The 19,641-nt window shown below is 54.8% G+C and carries 11 protein-coding genes, 2 rRNA genes and 1 pseudogene; 10 read left to right on the top strand and 4 right to left on the bottom strand.

The features are described 5' to 3' along the window. Positions 1-273: 273 nt before the first annotated feature. Both AT687_RS10375 and rrf read left to right on the top strand, forming a co-directional pair. Positions 274-3,359: ribosomal RNA gene (locus AT687_RS10375) — 23S ribosomal RNA — on the top strand. A 145-nt stretch (positions 3,360-3,504) separates the two neighbouring features. Beyond that, a 5S ribosomal RNA gene (gene rrf / locus AT687_RS10370) occupies positions 3,505-3,621 on the top strand. A 369-nt stretch (positions 3,622-3,990) separates the two neighbouring features. On the opposite strand, the gene AT687_RS10365 is transcribed toward rrf, so the two are convergent. Continuing rightward, positions 3,991-4,179: a hypothetical protein gene (locus tag AT687_RS10365; RefSeq protein WP_227889247.1), complete on the bottom strand. Its 189-nt coding sequence runs from the start codon at positions 4,177-4,179 to the stop codon at positions 3,991-3,993. A 1,290-nt stretch (positions 4,180-5,469) separates the two neighbouring features. On the opposite strand from AT687_RS10365, the gene AT687_RS10355 reads away from it, so the two are divergent. Beyond that, on the top strand, positions 5,470-6,591 hold the full coding sequence (locus AT687_RS10355) for a serine/threonine protein kinase (RefSeq protein ID WP_227889246.1): 1,122 nt from the start codon (positions 5,470-5,472) through the stop codon (positions 6,589-6,591). Positions 6,592-6,595: 4 nt separating this feature from the next. Here AT687_RS10355 and AT687_RS10350 read toward each other — a convergent pair. Then, positions 6,596-7,030, bottom strand: a pseudogene (locus AT687_RS10350) (hypothetical protein); the annotation flags it as partial. Between the two features lie 243 nt (positions 7,031-7,273). Here AT687_RS10350 and AT687_RS10345 point away from each other — a divergent pair. The 5 genes from AT687_RS10345 (at position 7,274) to AT687_RS10325 (ending at position 13,929) form a co-directional block, all read left to right on the top strand. Beyond that, positions 7,274-8,875 (top strand): inorganic phosphate transporter, encoded by a 1,602-nt coding sequence (locus AT687_RS10345; protein ID WP_014307430.1) that lies wholly within the window; start codon positions 7,274-7,276, stop codon positions 8,873-8,875. 201 nt (positions 8,876-9,076) lie between these two features. Then, a complete protein-coding gene (locus AT687_RS10340) occupies positions 9,077-10,681 on the top strand; it encodes an ABC transporter substrate-binding protein (protein WP_014319435.1) in 1,605 nt (534 codons plus the stop codon). Between the two features lie 48 nt (positions 10,682-10,729). Next, a complete protein-coding gene (locus tag AT687_RS10335) occupies positions 10,730-11,680 on the top strand; it encodes an ABC transporter permease (protein WP_014308812.1) in 951 nt (316 codons plus the stop codon). Continuing rightward, a complete protein-coding gene (locus AT687_RS10330; RefSeq protein ID WP_014319434.1) occupies positions 11,673-13,301 on the top strand; it encodes an ATP-binding cassette domain-containing protein in 1,629 nt (542 codons plus the stop codon). The genes AT687_RS10335 and AT687_RS10330 overlap by 8 nt, the downstream gene beginning before the upstream one ends. After that, positions 13,288-13,929, top strand: coding sequence for an ABC transporter ATP-binding protein (locus AT687_RS10325; protein WP_014319433.1), 642 nt, complete (start codon positions 13,288-13,290; stop codon positions 13,927-13,929). Before AT687_RS10330 ends, AT687_RS10325 begins: the two co-directional genes overlap by 14 nt. 73 nt (positions 13,930-14,002) lie before the next feature. On the opposite strand, the gene AT687_RS10320 is transcribed toward AT687_RS10325, so the two are convergent. Further along, the gene (locus AT687_RS10320) at positions 14,003-15,325 is read right to left on the bottom strand and encodes an AI-2E family transporter (protein ID WP_014319432.1); all 1,323 of its coding nucleotides are present in this window, start codon (positions 15,323-15,325) and stop codon (positions 14,003-14,005) included. Positions 15,326-15,374: 49 nt separating this feature from the next. Then, positions 15,375-16,679 (bottom strand): PAS domain-containing protein, encoded by a 1,305-nt coding sequence (locus AT687_RS10315; RefSeq protein ID WP_014319431.1) that lies wholly within the window; start codon positions 16,677-16,679, stop codon positions 15,375-15,377. 414 nt (positions 16,680-17,093) lie between these two features. Here AT687_RS10315 and dnaK point away from each other — a divergent pair, with 414 nt between their 5' ends. Then, positions 17,094-18,929 carry a molecular chaperone DnaK gene (gene dnaK, locus AT687_RS10310; protein WP_014319430.1) on the top strand — a complete coding sequence of 612 codons (1,836 nt, stop codon included), beginning with the start codon at positions 17,094-17,096 and terminating at the stop codon, positions 18,927-18,929. Then, positions 18,929-19,588 (top strand): nucleotide exchange factor GrpE, encoded by a 660-nt coding sequence (gene grpE / locus AT687_RS10305; protein ID WP_010935590.1) that lies wholly within the window; start codon positions 18,929-18,931, stop codon positions 19,586-19,588. The genes dnaK and grpE overlap by 1 nt, the downstream gene beginning before the upstream one ends. Positions 19,589-19,641 lie beyond the last annotated feature (53 nt).

Raw genomic sequence — 19,641 nt, 5'->3', positions numbered from 1 at the left:
CGCTGTGTGGTGTGGGGCTGTTGTGGTTGTTGTGTTTGTTGTTGTTGCGTGTGTTTGTTCTTATTTTTTTTGTGTGTTGGTGCGCTGTTGGGTGTCTGGGACAACATGGTTGTTCTGGTTGATCACTCATGTGGTTTTTGTGTTGGTGTGGCTGGTTGTGTGCTGGTTGTGCTTCATGGGATCTTCGTGGTTGGTGTGTTGTGTGAGAACTGTATAGTGGACGCGAGTAATCTTTATTCTTTAATTGTTCTTGGTGTTTTGTTTGTTACATGTGTGTTGTTTGTTAAGGGCACACGGTGGATGCCTTGGCATTATGAGCCGATGAAGGACGTGTAAGGCCGCGATAGGCCTCGGGGAGTTGCCAATAGAGCGTTGATCCGAGGGTGTCCGAATGGGGAAACCTGGCCATGGTTATGTGTGGTTACCCATCAGTGAATTCATAGCTGGTGTGGGGGTGACGCGGGGAAGTGAAACATCTCAGTACCCGTAGGAGAAGAAAATAATTAATGATTCTGCTAGTAGTGGCGAACGAACGTGGATGAGGCTAAACCGTATGCGTGTGATACCTGGCAGGGGTTGCGTGTGTGGTGTTGTGGGGCGTTGTTGGAGGAGGCTGCCGGCTCCTCGCTTGTGATGTGTGTGTTAGCGGAAGTGGTTTGGAATGGCCTGCCGTAGTGGGTGAGAGTCCCGTACGTGAAAACATGTGCATGCGAGTGGATGATGTTCCCGAGTAGCAGCGGGCTCGTGGAATCTGCTGTGAATCTGCCGGGACCACCCGGTAAGCCTAAATACTTATGATGACCGATAGCGGATAGTACCGTGAGGGAATGGTGAAAAGTACCCCGGGAGGGGAGTGAAATAGTACCTGAAACCGTGTGCTTACAATCCGTCAGAGCCTCTTTTTGTTAGGTGATGGCGTGCCTTTTGAAGAATGAGCCTGCGAGTCAGCGGCATGTCGCGAGGTTAACCCGTGTGGGGTAGTCGTAGCGAAAGCGAATCCTAATGAGGGTGTTGTTAGTGGCATGTCCTGGACCCGAAGCGGGGTGATCTACCCATGGCCAGTGTGAAGCAGCTGTAAGAGGTTGTGGAGGCGCGAACCCACTTAGGTTGAAAACTGAGGGGATGAGCTGTGGGTAGGGGTGAAAGGCCAATCAAACTCCGTGATAGCTGGTTCTCCCCGAAATGCATTTAGGTGCAGCGTTGTGTGTTTCTTGCTGGAGGTAGAGCTACTGGTTGGTTGAGCGGGACTACAATCTTAGCAATGTCAGCCAAACTCCGAATGCCGGTAATGTTAAGCATGGCAGTGAGACTGCGGGGGATAAGCTCCGTTGGTCGAGAGGGAAACAGCCCAGATCGCCGGTTAAGGCCCCTAAGGGTGTACTAAGTGGAAAAGGATGTGGGATCGCGAAGACAGCCAGGAGGTTGGCTTAGAAGCAGCCATCCTTGAAAGAGTGCGTAATAGCTCACTGGTCGAGTGGTTCTGCGCCGACAATGTAGTGGGGCTCAAGTACACCGCCGAAGCCGCGGCAGTCAACAATTTTTTTGTTGGTTGGGTAGGGGAGCGTCGTGCACTGCTGTGAAGCACCTGGGTGACTTGATGGTGTGGAGTGTGTGCGAGTGAGAATGCAGGCATGAGTAACGAATGAAAAGTGGAAAACTTTTCCGCCGGATGACTAAGGGTTCCTGGGTTAAGCTAATCTTCCCAGGGTGAGTCGGGACCTAAGGCGAGGCCGACAGGCGTAGTCGATGGATAACCAGTTGATATTCTGGTACCCGTGTATGTGCGCCCAGTGGTGAATCAGTGGTACTAACCATCCATGGATCTGCTGGTCATGCTTTGTGTGTGGTTGGTGGTGATGTGCGTGGGATCTTCGTTGGTAGTAGCCAAGTGATGGGGTGACGCAGTGAGGTAGCTGAGCCATGTAGTGGATTGTGGTGTAAGCGTGTGGCCCGTGGCATAGGTAAATCCGTGTCGCATATTTGGGTGAGGCGTGATGCGTAGACCTTTGTGGTTGATGTTGGTGATCCTGTACTGTCGAGAAAAGCCTCTAGCGAGTGCATATATGGCCCGTACCCATAACCGACACAGGTGGTCAGGTAGAGAATACTAAGGCGATCGGGTGAACTGTGGTTAAGGAACTCGGCAAATTGCCCCCGTAACTTCGGGAGAAGGGGGACCATTGCTGGTGACCGACGTGGTTGAGCTGGTGGTGGTCGCAGAGAATAGAGGGAAGCGACTGTTTATTAAAAACACAGGTCCGTGCGAAAACGTGGAAGTTGATGTATACGGACTGACGCCTGCCCGGTGCTGGAAGGTTAAGAGGACCTGTTAGGGCATTGTTGTCCGAAGCGGAGAATTTAAGCCCCAGTAAACGGCGGTGGTAACTATAACCATCCTAAGGTAGCGAAATTCCTTGTCGGGTAAGTTCCGACCTGCACGAATGGCGTAACGACTTCCCTGCTGTCTCAACCACAGGCCCGGTGAAATTGCAGTACGAGTAAAGATGCTCGTTACGCGCGGCAGGACGAAAAGACCCCGGGACCTTCACTATAGCTTGGTATTGGTGTTTGGTTCGGTTTGTGTAGGATAGGTGGGAGACTGTGAAGTGGTCACGCTAGTGGTTGTGGAGTCGAAAGTTGAAATACCACTCTGATCGGATTGAGCACCTTAACCTTGGCCCATGATCTGGGTTGGGGACAGTGCCTGGTGGGTAGTTTAACTGGGGCGGTTGCCTCCTAAAGTGTAACGGAGGCGCCCAAAGGTTCCCTCAGCCTGGTTGGCAATCAGGTGGTGAGTGTAAGTGCACAAGGGAGCTTGACTGTGAGACTGACAGGTCGAGCAGGGACGAAAGTCGGGACTAGTGATCCGGCACCTACTTGTGGAAGTGGTGTCGCTCAACGGATAAAAGGTACCCCGGGGATAACAGGCTGATCTTCCCCAAGAGTCCATATCGACGGGATGGTTTGGCACCTCGATGTCGGCTCGTCGCATCCTGGGGCTGGAGTAGGTCCCAAGGGTTGGGCTGTTCGCCCATTAAAGCGGCACGCGAGCTGGGTTTAGAACGTCGTGAGACAGTTCGGTCTCTATCCGCCGCGCGCGTTGAAACTTGAAGAAGGCTGTCCCTAGTACGAGAGGACCGGGACGGACGTACCTCTAGTGTGCCAGTTGTCACGCCAGTGGCAGGGCTGGTTGGCTACGTACGGGAGGGATAACCGCTGAAAGCATCTAAGCGGGAAGCCTGTTTTGAGATGAGGTTTCTTTTGAGGTTCCCTCTAGACTAGGGGGTTGATAGGCCAGATCTGGAAGCGTAGTAATGCGTTAAGGTGACTGGTACTAATTTTACCGAGTAATAACAGTGTGTAACGAGCAAAAAATAAACATCTATGAACATCTCACCGCTTTTTGTTGTGGGTGATGGTTTAAATGGATAATGAGTGTTGCTTGCGTCTGCTGTGCAGTGTCTGGCATGGCACGCCTGTCACCGTGGGTGGTTGGTTGTGTGTGTTGGTGGTTATTGTGTCGGGGGTACGCCCGGTCCCTTTCCGAACCCGGAAGCTAAGCCCGATTGCGCTGATGGTACTGCACCTGGGAGGGTGTGGGAGAGTAGGTCGCTGCCAACCTAAAACTTAAATAATGATATGGGGTTGTGGTTAGTTGAAACAACGTGTTTCAACCGACCACAACCCCACTTTTTTTATATGCGCATGTGTGTGTTTGTGTGGGGTGTTCCTGGTGGGGTGCGCCCCTCTTTTTTTGCCTAGGGTTGGGGCTTAGGGGCTGGTGATCCTAGGGCCAGGGGTGCAGTTGATCTTCAGGGGTGCGCGATGCACGTGGTACAGGGCGGGGTGTGGGTGGTGTTCTCGAGTTCGTGACTACGTAGACCCATGGTGGGGTGCCTGGGTGTGGGCCTTGTGGTGTAGGGGTTTTCGTCATCATGATTTCGTGCTGAAGGATTCCACACACGAGAACACATCAACAACCCACCCCTGCTACCGGATCACTGCACCGGTGAACAAGCGGGGCCGGCCGGTGAGAGGATCAATAAACTCCAACTCAGTACTGGTCAGGTGCATGGGTCGAAAATAGTCTTCTGCGTCTTCGGCAAGTATTGTGGGGTAGATGGTGTCGCCAAGGATAGGGGCTGGGGGCTGTTGATCCTCAGGGGTGGTGGAGTGCATGTGCCTAGGGGTGGGGTTGGTTTTCGTGTTTTCGTATTCGTGACTACGTAAACCCATGGTCGGTGCCTAGGTGTGGGCATGGTGATGCTGGGGTTTTCGTGATCACGGATTCGTGATCATGGTTTCGTACTGGAGGAAACGAGAACACACCAACAACCACACCCTGCTACCGAATCACTGCACCGAGTGCATAAGACGCACAAATACAGCCAGCCTTCCCGACTTCATAGATACGTAATATCCGACATCCACAGCATGTTACGAACACCGGTATCAAATAACCATTTCACACGGTCAGAGATATTAAGAGTCGATGCCCTCGGGGTGGTAGAGCCCACCTCCATGACCATGGCGAAATAGGTTCAATATCTCAGTAACGCAAAACCTTAATCATCCTTGGAGACTTATCCGTCTGTCTGGTATCTCTCAAGATGTGAACATCCGTCGGCGCAGCTGCATCTGGTATTCGACCTTCTCGTCAGCTCCTTCAGCCTTGTCAAAATATTCCTTTATCCAAGCGTAGCCGTATCCAAAAAAACTGCACCAGCACGACCATGCGCTCTAGAGGGATGTTTTGGTCGTTGTCCCAGCTGTGTGGCTTCTTCGCTGCCATACATATGGATGTATTCGAAGCGTTTTACCTTCGATGCGAAGAAGGCTGTTTCTTTTCACATGAACTCATTGGCAATTTTCAGCCCAGTAAACTTTTTTGAAGCCGCTCCAACTTGCCATATTAGTTCATGACCCAGTTCTTCGTTTCCGATTCGGTGCGTTCTTATTTGGCTTAGACCCACTTTGCCTAATAGTTCGGCACGGAAACCGAGCTCGCGGGCAACGTCAGTAATTGGATTGTCGGTGTCGATAACCAACTAGGTGGCCTGATGCCGGTACTCTGCGATGTACCCCTTCCTCGTCATGATGATGATCATCCTTTCTTATCGAGTGTCCATTATTCGAGTGTAACTACACCCCTAAGGGGTATGTGTTGTTGTTTCTCGTGTTCGTGGGTTCGAAATCCCGTGATGGAGGTTTTCGCGGTAGTGGTTTCGTGCTCTTGTTTTGTGCATACAACGACCCACTTCCCGCCCAGCCCAACACCGGAAACTCCAGAACATAGGACATTTTAGCGTTGTCTAGCCCCGAATATGGTTAATTTTCTAACAAATAAGTAAAAAAGGATGTAAACCTAGTACTTTATAAAATGATGCACGTCGCGTCCATCGTTTTTGTGCGCGATGTGGTTTTCCCCTCATGAGAGATGCACACATGCCGAAATTTAAACTTGTATTCGTGTCCACAGCAACGGCGTTAGCTGTCGGTTTTTCCGGTACCGCCGTGGTGACAGCTGCCCCAACGCAGAACACAGACGTCTGCACCAATTCTCCCGAGTCTTTGAAAGCGATGCAGCGTTGGTCCGCAGCTACCAAGGCAGTTAAGCGTGCTGAAGGTGACAAGGTTGTGGCAGCTACTTATGCAGAAATGCTGGCAGAGGCACAGCAGGATCTTCAAGTTAAAACCGCTGAGGCTGCAGAAAAAAAGTCTGAGCTTGATCGTGTACAAGGTGCTGTCGACGTTCGTCGAACTGATAAGGAAATCCGCGATGCTTTCCAAGAGCTGTTAGAACTTGCGGAAGCGGATCTTGCCTCGGCAGATAAGGCTTTAGCAACCGCGATGGAAACCCAGCGTCTGGCGCAGGAAAAGTTGGCTCAGCGTCAGTCTCAGCAGAAACTGTTTGAAGTTGATGCTCAGATTGCAGAGCATTATGAACAGAAACTGAAGGAGCTGCAAGCTACCAAAGATGATGTTTGGAACGACTACGAGCGCCAGGAAAAGCACAAGCAAATTGCGCACGCGGAAAGTTCATTGGCACAGTATGAACACGACAAAGTTGTCTACGATGCTATGAAAGAGATCATCGCGGAGGCAGAGGCTAACGTCAAGGCTGCCGATGAGGCGGTCCTAGCAGCTCAGAAGGTTCGTGATGAGGCAGCTCAGAAGGTGGAGCTCCGGAAGAAACAAAAAGAGCCATATGAGGTAGACGTTATGGTTCAGGAGGAGTTTGCCAAAAAGGTTGTCTCGGCAAAGAAAGATTATGACGCGGCTGTGGTAGCGAAGAGCGAGGCTGAGAAGCAGGTCGCACTTCGTGAGCAGCAGCTTAAGAATTACGTCAACGTTGATGCAGAGCTTGAGCAGGCTCAAGAGGCGCTTCGCGACGCAGAATCTGGCAAGGTCTATGCATCTTTGAAGGAAGCCGACTGCTTCACTGCCAAGACATCGGAGAAGTTAACCCCAGCAGCCGAATCAGATTCACCGCAGAGGTCGAACATCTTTCTGGCGATCATCGCAGGACTGGGCTTGGCCGGACTGTTGGCATTTTTCATGCCTGTTATTGCGAAGTTTTTGGGTCGTTAATTAGTTAGAAGCTAACGGGCGCGAGCACGGCGTGGTGGAGCATGTCGTTCCATTCGACGATTTTTTTGCGTTCGCGTCCTTCGGCCTGCCCGAGTTCGCGTTCTGCGGCATCGAGTGCGTGCCATCCGTCCCAAGTGGTCACGGGGATGCCGCGTTGTTTTAGCACGTCGAAGATGGCATTTGGGTCGCGGTTGTCGGCTGGGGTGAGTTGTCCGGTTTCCCAGTCGTTGATGAGCATTTCGGTGGTTTCTTTAGCGTCGGATTTGGTGTTGCCGATAAGGCCTACGGGTCCGCGTTTGATCCATCCGGTGGTGTAGAGCCCTGGGATGATGGTGCCATCTTGTGTGGTGACGTGTCCGTTAGTGCCTAGGATTTCTACGGGGGATTCGAACAGGTGGATGTGGAGTTTGTGGGGTGCTCCTTTCGGTTCGCGCATGGCTTCGTAGGTAACAATGGGACGGTGCGTGGTGATATCGCTTACCACGATGTGGACTCGTGGACACCGCCATCGTGGCCGGTGTGGGATTAACTCTTCGGGGTTGACAGCGAGCACGAGTAGTACAACAGAATGTGTCTGTAGTCACAAAACGAGTGCAGGCGATCTCCGTGTAACTTTCTGTTCACCTTGATGAGGGAATATGAGCAACAGGTTTTTGCTTGAATCAACAGAAAGTTGAGCACTATGACGGACAGCGCGATGCTCAGTGGCGCTCCCTTCGATCAGCGCTCCGACAAATGGTGGCACCTCACCTTTGGCGGAATGCTCGCAGTGGCGCTGATCTTCTTCATCACATGGTCCATGGGATACGTTGGCCCCGAAGCCAACAAAGCCATGCTGATCACCACGATCGCCTTCGGCGTATTCATGGCCTTCAACATCGGCGGCAACGATGTGGCCAACTCCTTTGGCACCTCGGTGGGTGCGGGAACACTCAGCATGAAACAAGCGCTGGTGATCGCCGCAATCTTCGAAGTATCCGGCGCTGTCCTCGCAGGCGGCGAGGTCACCGACACAGTTAAATCCGGCATCGTTGACCTCGGTGCCATCGACCTCGACCCCCAACACTTCGCCTTCATCATGATGGCCTCGCTCCTCGGAGCCGCAGTATGGCTCCTCGTGGCCACCAAGATGGGCTGGCCAGTGTCCACCACGCACTCCATCGTCGGCGGTATCGTCGGTGCCTCGCTGCTCTTGGGCTTTACCCAAGGAATCGGCGGCTGGGAGATGGTGCAATGGGCAGAAATCGGCCGCATCGCGATGTCCTGGGTGCTTTCGCCACTACTTGGTGGCCTCTGTGCGTGGTTGCTCTTCGGCTTTATTAAAAAGCACATTTTGGTCTACAACGAAGAAGCCGACGAGGCGCTTCGCCAGATCAAAGCAGACCGCATTGAGCTGCACCAATCCTTCAAAGCCTCCTTCGAGCGCCTCAACGAGATCCAGCAGTTGGCCTACACCAACGCCATGACTCGCGACGCCGCCTTGATCCAAGAACCAGACTTCGACCCAGAACAACTGGAGTCTGACTACTACCGCAACCTGTACCGCATCAATACCCGACGCGACAACCTAAACACCCACCGTGCGTTGGAAAACTGGGTGCCGCTGCTGGCTGCTGCAGGCGCCGCCCTTATCGGTGCCATGATGCTGTTCAAAGGGCTTAAGAACCTCAACTTGCATATCAGCAACTTGGGCAACGTGGTTATCCTCGTGATGCTCTCCGCAGTAGTCTGGATGGCCATTTCGATCTTCTCCCGACTGCTGCGCCAGCAAGAACTCACACGGGCAACCTTTGTGCTGTTCTCTTGGATGCAGGTATTTACCGCCTCTGCCTTCGCGTTTTCCCACGGTTCGAACGATATCGCCAACGCAATCGGACCATTTTCCGCAGTGCTTGACGTCCTCCGCACCGACTCCATCAACGGCAAAGCCGCAGTGCCAACCGCACTGATGGTCACCTGCGGTATCTCACTGATCGCCGGCTTGTGGTTCATCGGCCGCTACGTGATCCACACCGTGGGCACCGGATTAACCAAGATGCACCCTGCCTCCGGCTTCGCAGCTGAACTTTCCGCCGCAGCGGTAGTCATGGGCGCATCCGTCATCGGCTTGCCGGTGTCTTCCACTCACATCTTGATCGGCGCGATCCTCGGTATCGGCGTGGTCAACAAATCCGCCAACTGGCGGCTCATGAAGCCCATCGGCATGGCATGGATTATCACCCTGCCGGCTGCAGCCGCAGTATCCGGCGCAGCAGTGCTCGTGCTCAACGCCGTGTGGGGGTAATACCTGCGTGTACGGCGAAAAATCCACACCGCATTCTCGAAAACTCGCGGTTTCTCGAGAATGCGGTGTGGATTTTGCTATCCGCGCGGGGACGCGGATGTGTGAGGATTGCCTTAATTGTGAAAACGTTATTGAAAATGTTGTGCAGTGGTGTTAGGTTCGGTTCAATAAGGTTCCTCATACTCATTGATCGGACAATAGATGCGAAAACTGATATCTCTCACGCTTGCGTGCCTCGTCACCGGTTCCGTCGTTACTGCTTGCGGTGATCCAGGGCAATCCGAAGCTTCCGGAGATCCCGGACATCCCACGCGACTCGTTCTAGCAGATCGAAAAGCTGGTGATGGATTCCACCCAGCTACCGGCTATGGACAAACTGGTGTGAGCCCCGTTTATGACGGCCTATTGCGTCCAGTATCAAACGGCCCAGAAAAAGTGCCCAACTTTGTTCCTGCATTGGCTGCCGAAATGCCAACCTCGAACGCTGATGCCACAGAGTGGACCGTTAAGCTGCGCGAAGGTGTGAAATTCACCGATGGTTCTGATTTCGATGCCGAGGATGTTAAAGCGTCCTATGCAATAGCTCGGGATTTGGAATCGGGCTCAGAAGTAGTTGGTCGCTACGACGTGATCAAAGACGTGGAAATAAAAGATCCACACACTGTGGTCTTCAAAATGACCGTGCCGCTGGCCGAGATTCTATCCCGTATGACCTATGCGATCGCACCCTCAGAACTTTTAACAAAAGGGTCGATTACAGAGTCGAAACTGAATACGCATCCTGTAGGAACGGGCGCTTACGAGCTAGTAGAAAACCGTGGCGACGAAGTGGTCTTCAAAGCCAACGAGAACTACTTCGAAGGTGCCCCAGAGGTCAAAGAGCTCGTTATCACGACCGCTGCAGACGACACCGCTCGCGCCCAGCGCGTTGCCGCAGGTGAAATAGACGGTGCTGCGATCCCACCTAGCCAGCTCAAAACCGTGGAAGGCAAGAAGGACCTAGAAATTAATACCACGCATACTGCTGACTGGCGTGGCATCTCCTTTCCTAAGATTCCAGAAATCGCCGATCCTCGAGTCCGCAAAGCACTGAACCTCGCTGTGGATCGCCAAGCGTTTGTCGACGGACCTCTCGGCGGACATGGAACAACCGTGTCAACGCTGATTTCATCAATCTATGGTGATGCACATGATCCATCACTGGATTACAAGCAGGACATCGCTGCAGCGGAGAAGCTTCTCGACGAAGCCGGCTGGGTGAAAAATTCCAACGGTGTGCGTGAGAAAGACGGAAAACCATTCCGTGTCGAGCTCTACTACGCCGGAAGCGACACCGTGCGACGCGACATCGCCATCGAGTTTTCTTCTCAGATGAAAAAGCTGGGACTCGATTTCCCCACCACTGCAAGCACTTGGGATGAAATCGCAACCAAACTTGGTGATGTTTCCGTTGTCACAGGTGGAGGATCAGCACCTTACGACCTGACCATTATGGCCTATGAATATCTGCATACTCGTACACCCTCCACTGGAAAGTGGGCGAACCCTGGTGACTACGGATCCGAAAAGCTAAATGCATTGCTCGATCAAGCACGCAGCGAAGTAGACGTGGAAAAGCGCAACAACCTGTGGCGCAAGATTCAGGCAGAATATGTGAACAACCCTTCAGCACTGAATCTCGTCAACGTCGATCACGTGTACGTGGGCAAGAAGAACGAGTGGAAGAAACCAGAACTTCTTCTTGAGCCTCACATCCACGGTGTGACCTGGGGTCCATGGTGGCGGATCTCGGAGTGGACAAAGTAAGTGGCTGCGTTATTGCACCGCAGGGATAATCTCCACGGAGTCACCGCGATGGTGGGCTGGCGAATGTTCACCATCGCGGTGACCACCGTGGTGGTTACGTTTATCATGTTCGGCCTGGCGGCACTGTCGCCGTTTGACCCCCTAGCGCACTATCTCGGTTCGAGCTATGGCGACTACACCGAGGCGGAACGAGAAAAAATTGCGGCAGCCCTCGGAGTGGATGTTCCGTGGTACCACCAGTGGTTGCGCTGGTGGACAGACGTGTTGACCGGTGATCTTGGCTGGTCGCGAGTGTACAACAAACCAGTTTCTGCTGTGATCGTCGAACGACTCCCATGGACGATCCTGCTATCAGCTACTGGGTTGCTCCTCATGCTAGTGATTGCGACGATCCTCGGAGTATGGTCGGCTCGCCGACCTGGGGGTGTCGTCGACAAGGCGGTGAATGCCCTAGGCGTGTTCATCGCGGCAACCCCCTCCTACGTGTACGCACTCGGTACAGTCTTGCTGTTTGCGATTTTTCTCCACGCCATCCCGGTCGGTGGTGCAAGCCCCGTCGGATACGCACCTCGGCTGGGAACCGTCGGCCCCTACCTCATAGCGCCTGCCATCGTGCTAGCCATATCGCAGCTATCGTGGCCGCTGCTCACAATGCAACAAGCCACCGTAGAAGCCACCCGTTCACCAGCTGTAGCAAATGCGCGTCTGCGCGGCATTAAAGAAAGAACTGTGCTGATAAAGCACGTTCTTCCCATGTCTATGATGCCGTTGGTAACACTATTGGGTGCCCGCCTAGGCGAACTCGTGGTCGGTGCGGTGATCGTCGAAACGGTCTTTTCGTGGCCAGGGCTTGCTCAAGCAACCGTGGAATCCGCTATCGCAGTAGATTTTCCCCTCTTAGCTTTTATCACCGTTGCCACCACAGTTGTTGTCATGCTGGGATCTCTTGCAAGCGACCTGTCCTATATGTTGATCGATCCGAGGGTAAGCGATGTCTAACGCTCAGTACATGTCGTGGGCCAAACAACACACAGTAAGCTTGGCAGTCTTCTTGCTCGTGCTGCTGTATGCACTGATTGTGCCCCTAGTAATGGATGCCGGCACCCCTAGCTTTAGCAATGCATTACAACCACCAAGTGCCAAGCATATTTTTGGCACCGACCACTTCGGATTCGACCTGTTCGTACGCAGCGCTGAAAGCTTAAGAGTTTCTCTCATGGTGGGCGCGTTCTCAGCCCTATTCGCCACCGCACTAGGAGTTATGGTCGGCTTGATAGCAGCCACCACAGGAGGGCGCATTGACCGCATCATCATGCGTATCAACGATGCGGTGAACTCCATCCCACACCTCATCTTGTCCGTAGTCATCGTTGCACTGTTTCGAGGCTCGCTACTGGCCATTGTCATATCCATCGCGTTGACGCACTGGTCGCCCGTTGCTCGTATCGTGCGCTCATCAGTACTGGCCGTGCGCACATCCGGCTACGTAGAAGCCTCCTACGCTGCCGGAGCAACCTCTGGATGGGTGTTGCGTAAACACCTTGCACCTGCGGCTTTGGGTCAAGCAGTGGTTGCCATGGTGATGCTCATGCCGCACGCGGTATGGCATGAATCCGCGTTGTCGTTTTTAGGGCTGGGCATCCAAGCCGATGAACCATCACTCGGCACACTGATGGATCTCGCCCGCGAAGACATCATTCGTGGAGCATGGTGGGCGCTCCTCTTTCCTGCCACAGTGCTACTCGCCACCACTTTGTCAGGGGTATCCCTTGCCCGAAAACGCCTCGCGCGCGCCACAACCGTACCGGAGCCCGCCCGAGTCGCACCCACGGTCAGCGACACAATTGCGCTCACTGGGATGAACATCTCCGTCGACTCCGCACACCTAGTGCAGGAAGCATCGCTCACCTTAGTGCAAGGGCAAGTAACCGGACTCATCGGTGCTTCCGGATCAGGCAAAACCACCCTAGGGCGATCCATTGTCGGAATCGCACCGGAAGGGGCGTCGATAAGCGGACATGTTGAGCTCAACGGGCAGCGCCACGACTGGGATGCGGCCACGCTCGGGGCGCTACGCGGAAACGTCGTAGGATTCGTGCCGCAATCAGCCGCCCAATCCTTCACCCCCGTGCGACGTATCGGCGCGCAGATTCAAGAAGTCATCGACCAACACCACAGCCCCGCCACCGTAGCCGACCTGCTCAGACGCGTACACCTCAACGCCGACGTCGCGGACATGTTCCCGCACCAACTCTCCGGCGGCATGGCACAACGCGCAGCGATCGCAGCGGCTCTCGCCGGCAACCCCCGCTTTATCATCGCCGACGAACCCACCAGCGCACTTGACCCCGAACTCACCCGCGACATCCTCACGCTGCTGCGCTCGCTTGCCGACGAGCTCGGCGTGGGCGTTCTGATTATCAGCCACGACATCGAAGACCTCCGCGAACTACGCCTATGCGACAGCATCGCAGTCATGAACGACGGCGAAATCGTCGCCACCGGCAACCACGACGATGTCCTCATCCACCCACAGCACCCCTTCTGCATCGCACTACTCGCAGCCCTACCCAGCGGCGGACTGCACCTAGAAAAGGAGGCAGAAAATGCTACGCGCTGACAACGTGACCATGCGATTTGGCACCACCACAGTGCTCGACAACATCACGCTAGAACTACCGCGACGCCACCTCCTCGGGCTCATCGGACCCTCGGGATCCGGAAAAACCACCCTCGCAGGGCTTCTCAGCGGACGACTCGCACCCACATCAGGCACCGTGACTATTGATAATGAGCCAGTCCCACACAACCGCACACACCGACGCACCGATATTGTTAGTATCAGCCAACAACCACGCGATGCCTGCAATCCCAACTGGACGCTACGCACCATCATCGGTGAACCCCTCGCCATCGCCGGCGAACTTTCAACAGAACAGATCGCGCGCCGGGTAGAAGAGTGCGCCGCACGCGCCCTGTTAAGCCCCAGCCTGTTGGATCGCTTGCCTAATAATGTCAGTGATGGCCAGCTGCAGCGCGCCTGCATTGCACGCGCACTCGTTATCGACCCAGCATTTCTCATTTGCGACGAGCCCACATCAATGCTGGATCCGCTAGCTACCGCGGCTGTTGTGGATTTGTTGCGCAGAATTGCCCACGAAGGTGCCGGAGTACTGTTTATTTCCCACGACCACCGATTGCTACGGGCGTGCACTGATGAAGTGGTGCAAATAGGGGGAGAAAAATAAAAATCCACACCAACCCCCTCGAAAACTTGCGGTTTCTCGAGAGGTGTGGTGTGGATTTTTTGTTGGTGGGGGACTAAGCGTCCGTTGGATCCTCCTGCTTGCGCACAATCACGTTGGGTTTGCGCAGACTCAACTTACTGAGTTGCTCCTTTACCGAACCCCACGGTTGGTCGGAGCTGGAGTCCTCGCCGGTAGCCAAGACCATGTCATCGATGGTGATTTCACCAGCCCGAAGCGCCACCAACTCGGAGTGGTAGCGCACGAGAACAGCCAACGTAGCAGCGACTGGCACTGCCAAGAAAGCGCCGATCACACCGAAGAGGGTAGAGCCCACCGTGACCGACAACAGCACCACAGCTGCGTGCAAGTTCATGGCCTTGGACTGCAAGACTGGTTGCAGGATGTGGCCTTCGATTTGCTGGACTGCGATGATGAGGACCAGCACCATGAGTGCATTGGACATGCCGTTGCTGACCAAAGCGATGACCACGGCGAGAGCACCAGCGGTGAAAGCACCGACGATCGGGATGAAGCCACCGAAGAAAGTAAGTACTGCTAGGACGAGTGCCAGCGGTACCTTGAGGATGAGCAGGCCTACGCCGATCAGGACTGCGTCGACAAGCGAAACGATCGCCTGGGTGCGGATGAATCCAGCCAACGTGTTCCAAATGCGAGTAAGAACCTCAGTGAGGTGCCAGCCTACGTTCGGGCCGGTGAGGCGGCGCACCATGGGGAGGAAGCGGGTGCCGTCTTTAAGGAAGAAGAAGGACAGAATCAGCATCAGGATCATGGTGACCAAGATGGTGGAGGCCGTAGAAAGACCAGTGAACACACCGTTGGCGATGTTGCTGGACTGTTCCTTGAGGGTGTTCGTAATGTTGCTCAAGTAGCCGTCGATCTGCGAGGTATCAATATCGAAGGGGCTGTTTTCCGCCCAGTCGAGTAGCCGGCTAATGCCATCAGATGCGCGGTCGACAAGGTCTTTGGACTGCGCCCCCACGCTCGGGGCCATGGCGGCGAAAATGCCTCCGATGATGCCGAAGAAGCCCAAAATAACGATTACTACGGCAAGAGCTGGCGGCACCTTTTTGGAGCGCAGCCAGCGCACTGGCGGCCACAGCACGGTGGAGAGCAAAATTGCCAAAATAACTGGTAGGACACCGTGCCAAACGGTGCCGAGACCGCGCCACGCCATGATGCTGGCGATGGCAACGATAATAAAACGAAGCGCCCAGCCAGCTGCCCAACGCGCATCCATGCCAATAATGACGGCGCGGTCGCGGTGGCCGTATGCCGTAGCCTCTGTTACATGCGCCGAGGGGGTCTCGTCGGCGCTCTCTACCGCTTCAGTCAACGCTGAGGGGAGATCTTTCTTATTACTGTCGCGGGATGTCATAGCTACCTATAGTGCCACAGCTCAGCACAGAGTAAGGTACTGAAGCGTTTTAGAGTTCTGCGAGCATAGCGGCAATATCGGGGGTTGTGGCGGTGCTCTCGAGGGTGGCAACAAGCTGGTGCATGTTGTTGGCGGCACGCTCAGAGCGTTCGAGTTCGGCTGCAATCGCGGCGCTGAGCTCGTCGTTGTTGAGGCTTTGGGCCTCGCGGATCGCCTCGGTGAGCAGGCCGCGGGGGCTTTCCATGAGCGATGTGACGGTGCGTATGCAGCTTATGGTGCTTCGAACAAGTTGGGCGCGGTGGAAGGACCCACGGTCGATGGCCTCCAAGGAATCGCGCATGGTGGCTTTGAGCAGGGCCACTTTGTGTTCGGTGTTCGCGGTGGCGGAGGTGCCGTCGATAAGCTCGGCGAGGAAGGTGGCCAGCATGGCGGTGTGCAGGCGCGAGACGGAGATCTGGAAGCGTTCGCGCAGGGTGTCGTTCGCGAGGGTGGTGATGAGTTCGGCGAGTTCGACGACATAACTATCGACGATCTTTTGCATGCCCTTCCATACGTTGAGCTGGAACTGGACTACCTGCAATGTTTCGCTAGCGCCGCGGGCATCGACGGTATCGCCTAACGATGAGGTTTGGCCAAGCGAATCCACGAGCTCTTCGCGGGCCTCACCAAGCTGCTGAGCTGTGGTGAGCAACTCGTCGAGTCGCAACATCCAGTCGTCGAGATGGTCGTGAACATCGTGTGCCTGGGCCAGCTCCGCGCCTAACTCGCCAGCGACCTCGCGCTGGGGGAGGCCCGTGCTCATGTTTTCGCGGCAGAAAACCTCCCACGGCAACATTGCGTGCGCATAAGCGTCGAAATTGTCAAAGCCAGATTCTCGCAGCTTATCGCTAATCAAGCGTGCTCCAGCTTCGGCTGCTTCGCGGGCTGACATGCCATCTTTGCGCAGCTGGGCCTCGTAGTCGCCGACCTCTGCGTAAATGGTCATAGCAAGTGCGCGGTGGTCGTCATGGCAGGGGCGCTGGCGAACCGAAAGGTAATCGTGAGTGCCAGGGATGGGTGTGACGGTGGCAAACACATCGTAGGTTTCTCCGCTGTGGGCAAGGTTGCGCACATAGCCGGCAAAGGTTTCGCCTCGCTGGAGCTTGTCCCACATGATCTTAAAAACACCACCGGGCATAAAGGGGTGGCGAATAATATTGTGTGCTGCGTTGCGGAGCTCTTCTTCGGTGTAGCGGGAAAGCTCAACGAACGTGTTGTTCGTTTCTTGGATGCGCCCTTGGGCATCAGTGGTGGAGAAGAATAATTGGTCCACTCCTACATCTTTAAACTGGCCGTTTGGCGCTACGCGTTCCATGCTCCCGCTTTCATGATCGATCCTGTGGGGGTGATCCCCGTATGTATCACGATGTCAAGTGAATACAATAGTTGTTCTCACAGCATTCTCAGCTCTGTGGGGTAGCTGAGCGGGGGAGGTGGTTGCGGGGTGAGTTGCGGAAGTGAAGCGGCGATGGCTAGATCTTTGCCTGTTTGTGTCCAAGCAATGCTGTGCTGGCCGCGCTCTGGCCTGCGGTTTTAAAAAATTTTGAAAAAAGTTGAGTCTGGTGGGAACAACTTTGGGGGTCTGTGAGTTACTACTAGTGTCAGGTTGAGTGACACCGGCTCAAGGTTTCTGGTAGCCTTCAATGCAGAAGCTTCAGAAGTTGAGTGCAGGGCAGTCAACTTTGAACTTTTCGCTTTACTAATAAACAACAAATCAGGAGGAAATGACATGGGACGCGCAGTAGGAATCGACCTCGGTACCACTAACTCGGTGGTTTCCGTCCTCGAAGGTGGAGAGCCACAGGTTATCGCTAACTCTGAGGGTTCCCGCACCACCCCATCGGTTGTTGCTTTCGCTAAGAACGGCGAAGTTCTCGTCGGACAGTCTGCTAAGAACCAAGCTGTTACCAACGTTGATCGCACCATTCGCTCCGTCAAGCGCCACGTAGGTACTGACTGGACCATTGCTATCGACGACAAGAAGTACACCCCTCAGGAGATTTCCGCTCGTACTTTGATGAAGCTCAAGCGCGACGCTGAGGCTTACCTAGGCGAGGACGTTACCGACGCAGTGATTACTGTTCCTGCTTACTTCTCTGACGCACAGCGCCAGGCCACCAAGGAAGCTGGCCAGATTGCTGGTTTGAATGTTCTGCGTATTGTGAACGAGCCAACCGCAGCTGCTTTGGCTTATGGCCTTGAAAAAGGCGAGAAAGAGCAGACCATCTTGGTCTTCGACTTGGGTGGCGGTACTTTCGACGTCTCCTTGCTGGAGATCGGCGATGGCGTTGTTGAGGTTCGTGCAACCGCTGGCGATAACGAGCTCGGTGGCGACGACTGGGACCAGCGCATCGTTGATTGGCTGGTTGAGAAGTTCAAGACCGCTCAGGGTGTTGACCTCTCCAAGGACAAGATGGCTATGCAGCGTCTGCGCGAGGCTGCTGAGAAGGCAAAGATTGAGCTTTCTTCCTCCCAGTCTGCAAACGTCAACCTGCCATACATCACCGTTGATGCTGATAAGAACCCACTGTTCTTGGATGAGACGCTTTCTCGCACCGAGTTCCAGCGCATTACCCAGGATCTGCTCGACCGCACCAAGACCCCATTCAACCAGGTGATCAAGGACGCCGGTGTGACCGTCTCCGAGATTGACCACGTGGTTCTCGTTGGTGGCTCGACCCGTATGCCTGCTGTTTCTGAGCTGGTCAAGGAGCTGACCGGTGGCCGCGAGCCTAACAAGGGAGTTAACCCTGATGAGGTTGTTGCTGTCGGTGCTGCTTTGCAGGCTGGCGTGCTGCGCGGCGAGGTCAAGGACGTTTTGCTTCTCGACGTCACCCCGTTGTCTCTTGGTATCGAAACCAAGGGCGGCGTGATGACCAAGCTCATCGAGCGCAACACCACGATTCCAACCAAGCGTTCCGAGACGTTCACCACTGCGGACGACAACCAGCCTTCCGTTCAGATCCAGGTCTTCCAAGGCGAGCGCGAGATCGCTGCACACAACAAGCTGCTCGGTTCCTTCGAGTTGGGTGGTATTGCTCCAGCACCTCGTGGCGTTCCTCAGATTGAGGTCACCTTCGACATCGACGCAAACGGCATTGTGCACGTGACCGCGAAGGACAAGGGCACCGGCAAGGAAAACACCATCAAGATTCAGGATGGTTCCGGTTTGTCTCAGGAAGAGATCGATCGCATGGTCAAGGATGCTGAAGCTCACGCTGAGGAAGACAAGAAGCGTCGTGAGGAGCAGGAGACCCGTAACTCCGCTGAGTCCATGGCATACCAGACTCGTAAGTTCCTAGACGAGAACGGCGAGAAGGTTTCCGAGGAGATCAAGACCAAGGTTACCGAGGCTGCCGACGCTGTTGACGAGGCTCTTAAGGGCGAGGACATCGAGGCTATTAAGACGGCCGTCGAGAAGCTTTCTACCGAGTCTCAGGAGATGGGCAAGGCTATCTACGAGGCTGAGGCCGCTAACGCTGGCGCTGCTGATGCCACCAACGTTGATCCTAACGTCGTCGACGCTGAGGTCGTTGAGGACGATGACAAGGACGGAAACAAGTAATGAGCACTACCGACAACACTAACGGCGACGACCGCCGCCCAGGCCAACCGGAATGGGATGACGAGGAGAACAACTTCGAGCATCTTGATGCCACCGAAGTCCCCGCCGAGGAGGAAGCCTTGGTGGAGTCGGCTGGTCTTGATGCTGATACCCTCGCGGATCTCGAAGACGCCTTCGACGGTGTCGACGCCTCCACCGAGGATCCAGGTGCTACCGTCGGCGAGACCTCGACTCTTGAGTCAGAGCTCGCCGAGCGTACCGAGGATCTGCAGCGCCTTAGCGCCGAATACGCTAACTATCGACGCCGCACCGACCGCGAACGCAAGGTCGGCGTCGAGGCCGCGAAGGCCAAGGTTCTCGGCGAGTTGCTTCCCATCTTGGATGATCTGGAGCTTGCTCAAAAACACGGTGACCTCGACGAAGGACCTCTCAAAGCATTCCGCGACAAGTTAGTGAGCGTTGTTGAAGGCTTGGGCGTATCCGCATTCGGCGCCGAGGGCGACGTGTTTGATGCCGAGCGCCATGAGGCAGTTCAGGATCTCTCTTCGGGAGATGACAAGGTGCTGGGAACTGTCCTGCGCCGTGGCTATCAGATGAACGATCGTTTGCTGCGAACCGCAATGGTGATCATTGCCGATCCAGCAGAAGATGCTCAATAGTCACTGAGTTTCACTGAGATGAATGCGGGATCCAGCAGCCCACGGTGGTGGGG

Source organism: Corynebacterium diphtheriae (genome assembly GCF_001457455.1).
GTDB lineage: Bacteria > Actinomycetota > Actinomycetes > Mycobacteriales > Mycobacteriaceae > Corynebacterium > Corynebacterium diphtheriae.
The sequence above is the reverse complement of the archived record's forward strand: the minus strand, read 5'-3'. Positions and strand labels throughout refer to the sequence as shown.